We start from the raw sequence: 2,723 nt of genomic DNA on the forward strand, positions 1-2,723 counted from the left end.
TATGCGCGAGCGTTTCGATTTTATGCGGCATGGAAGGCTCACACCTAAGCAGTGACGCAAATAGCATGAATCTTGGCGAAATCGTAGTAAGTGCGAGCGGCTTTCGCCAAGATATTAGGCAGGCGCCGGCCTCCATCTCTACCTTGGATAATAAAGAGATATCAAGCGGCAGATTCACTTCGCTACACGATATTGCGAATAAAATGCCTGGCGTCAGCGTTATCGCAGGCGACGACGGCCCGGCAAGCGGGATATCCATCAGAGGAATGGAAAGCTCTCAAACCCTTGTGCTTATCGACGGCAAACGCGTAAGTTCCGCGGCGGCGAACCCAAAAGGCGGAGCGGGCGATATGAACTCGAATTTTATCCCGCCCGCAGGAGCGATCGAGCGTATCGAGGTGATTAGGGGGCCGATGAGCTCGCTTTACGGAAGCGATGCGGTAGGCGGCGTGATAAATATCATTACGAAAAAGAATTTTTCTAAATTTAGCGGAAGCGCCGCTATATCTACAACTATCCAAGATCACGAGGGTATCGGAAACGGTAAGATGGGCGAAGCTTACGTCAATATTCCTTTCGGGCAGTATGCGGCGCTTCAGCTGTGGGGATATAAAAAGCTGCGCGACGAGGACGGCTATAAGGGAGGCTATCAGAAGAGCGATAAATCGGATTCTAACGCCAAGCTTTGGCTAACGCCGGATGAAAATAATAAATTTTACGTTCAAACCGGAAGGCAAAATCACGATTATTCAAGAACTCTTGGTAAAACCGCCGTTTATCCCAACGCGCGCGGATTAAATCACTATAAATATAAAAGAGAAAATCACGGAGTCGGATATTTGGGCGAGTTTGAAAGCTTAAGCGCTGATATAAGTTATTTTTGGGACAAGACTCGCCGTACGAGCATTTTTGATAGCCTTTCGCCCGCAATCGTAAAAAATAGAAATTTTAATTCCAAATTTACGACTTATCTCGGTATAAATACGCTTACCTTCGGTTACGATTTTAGCAAACAGGATGTGCAAACGACTTTCATCGTTTCAAACGCGAATAGGCAAAATTTACGCTCTCCGCAGCGATTTTCTATGAACGAGCATGCGGGATTTTTAGAGGATGAGATCGAAATTTTGGAAAATACGCTATTTTTAACGCTCGGCGGCAGGCTCACGCACAACGAATACTTCGGCAACCACTTTTCTCCTAGAGCCTACGCGACATTTAATATAGGCGACACTTGGACGATCAAAGGCGGCGTCGCAACCGGTTATAAAACTCCCAACGTCAATCAAATTTCGCCTGAAGTAGGCACGATTCAGGGCGGCTGGAGGATTATAGATTTCGGTAACAAGGATTTAAAGCCCGAGAAAAGCACGACCTACGAGATCGGGCTTTATTACGACAATGCAGACGATCTGCGCGGCAATATCACGCTATTTAAAAACGACTTCAAAGATAAAATTTTAGATACCGATGGCAGCAATATCAATAGGATTCCCGCTTACGGAGGCTGCGCCGGCGCGCCGAGCGTTAATTGTCCTGGTTGGGGAACGTATTTTAATATAGAAGGAGCCGAGGTTTACGGCGTTGAGCTGAGTGGCGATTACGATATTACTAAAAGGCTAAATTTCAAGGCAAACTACACCTATAGCCACTCCGAGATCGAAACCGGGGATCCTACGATCTATACGCCAAACGGCGCCGTTAAATTTAGCCAAACCAATCTTAGTAGGCTAGATGGCAAATCCCTGACCGCTACTCCGAAGCATGCCGCACATGCGACGCTTAGCTATAGGCCTATCGCTCCGCTTTCTACCTTTATCGGTCTTAATTACGAAAGTGAGCTTACAAGCGTACAATTCGGTCCGGGCAATAGAGTCAGCAAAAACGACAAAAAGCTTTTTACTACGGATTTGGGCGCACAATACGATTTAAACGATAATCTGAGCCTAAATTTAACCGCTTATAATATCTTTGATAACGTCCGATACGACGAGGGTCTCGCAGACGACGGCAATTACTATTGGTATCCCGAGGAGGGCAGGAGGTTTTGGTTTAAGGTAAACGCTAAATGGTAAGCCTAAAAAACTTCCTTGTGATATTCGACGCACTCTTTTTAGTATGCTTATTCGCTTGCGATCTGAGGGCAAAACCGCCGCAAAAGATTGAGCAGGCAAGTGGAGCTGTGCACGAAATGTTTAATGTGAGCGATTTTATTCTAAAAAGCAAGAACGGCGAAAAATATAAAATTTTTATAGCTCGCCAAAAAAATGTCGCTCGCTACGATAGGGTAGTTTTTATGGTTGATGCGAACGCGCAAGTTGCTATGCTTTTAAACTCTTATGCGCAAATTTATGCAGATCCAAATATAGCGAAAGAAAACGTCGAAACCGGGTCTAAATTAAATAAAACCGTCCTTATAGTAGGCATCGGATACGACAGCCCGCTAGCGTATGATATTAAGCGTCGCACGAGAGATTTAACGCCCGCGGCGAGCGGCGAAGAATATGCAAACGGCGGCGGCGCAGCAGAATTTTACGATTTCGTAAAAGATGAACTATTTCCGCTCGTGGAGAAAAAATACTCTACGGCAAAAAGCGATAAAATTTACTTCGGACATTCGTTCGGCGGGCTATTCGGGATTTATGCTTTGCTGCGCGACGATGGGATTTTCGACGAGTTTTTTATCGCCTCGCCTTCGTTATGGTGGGGCGAATCACAGCTGA

2 protein-coding genes are annotated in these 2,723 nt (G+C 45.8%); both read left to right on the top strand.

What is annotated here, in order from left to right; all coding sequences use genetic code 11:
* Window positions 1-2,075 (top strand): TonB-dependent receptor (locus Q0277_RS03010; protein ID WP_297995455.1); only part of this gene is annotated, 2,075 nt, incomplete at its 5' end.
* A partial coding sequence (locus Q0277_RS03015; RefSeq protein WP_297995458.1) for an alpha/beta hydrolase-fold protein occupies window positions 2,069-2,723 on the top strand: 655 nt, incomplete at its 3' end. The genes Q0277_RS03010 and Q0277_RS03015, both read left to right, overlap by 7 nt.

Source organism: uncultured Campylobacter sp. (assembly GCF_938030815.1).
Lineage (GTDB): Bacteria > Campylobacterota > Campylobacteria > Campylobacterales > Campylobacteraceae > Campylobacter_B.